Origin of the sequence: Mycobacterium asiaticum, assembly GCF_001668675.1 — a bacterium.
Classification (GTDB): domain Bacteria; phylum Actinomycetota; class Actinomycetes; order Mycobacteriales; family Mycobacteriaceae; genus Mycobacterium; species Mycobacterium asiaticum_D.
The window spans coordinates 1-552 of record NZ_LZKQ01000267.1 but is presented as its reverse complement, the minus strand read 5'-3'; the positions used below and the strand labels follow the sequence as shown (position 1 = coordinate 552).

The 552-nt window shown below is 63.2% G+C and carries 1 protein-coding gene; it reads left to right on the top strand.

What is annotated here, in order from left to right; genetic code table 11:
• Positions 1 to 150 precede the first annotated feature (150 nt).
• Positions 151 to 474: a hypothetical protein gene (locus A9X01_RS22385; protein WP_065120539.1), complete on the top strand. Its 324-nt coding sequence runs from the start codon at positions 151 to 153 to the stop codon at positions 472 to 474.
• Positions 475 to 552: the final 78 nt, after the last annotated feature.

Here is a 552-nt window from a genome sequence, read left to right as displayed (position 1 = left end):
GCGGTGACCCCTCCGACCGCCCCCCTCCTCCACGGTCTCCCCGGAGCATGTGCGTCGCTGCCCGGCTTGGAGCGACATTGTCGGTGTGCACGATCCACAGCCGAATTGTGGTGACTGGCGGGATGTGGACGCGAATGCGACGTTCAACGCATGAGCGTGCTGCTACGAGGAACCGAGCTTCGCTATGTGCTTACCTACCAGTTGGTGTTGCACGGGCCCGCGACTATTCCGGAACTCATCGCCGCCCTCAAGTGGCATGGCTTCACCGTCAACGGTCGGGCCTCGAAGGCCATTTCTGATGCGCTGCGTTGGGAGATGGGAAGGGGCCGGGTTGACCGCATCAGGCGTGGCAAGTATGCAGCGTTGGAGTTTCCCCGCGGCACTGAACACCGAATGCACCAGCGAGTTCTGGCATTGCGTGCGAAGTCGAGGGCTGCGAGTGGACGCGAAGATCCGCTGCAATGGTTCGACTGATTGTCGCTCCAAGCCGGGCAGCGACGCACATGCTCCGGGGAGACCGTGGAGGAGGTGGGCGTTCGGCGGGTTGGATGT

Coding starts and splice junctions, on each gene's coding strand:
- A9X01_RS22385 (WP_065120539.1), top strand. CDS start 151: ATGAGCGTGCTGCTACGAGGAACCGAGCTTCGCTATGTGCTTACCTAC.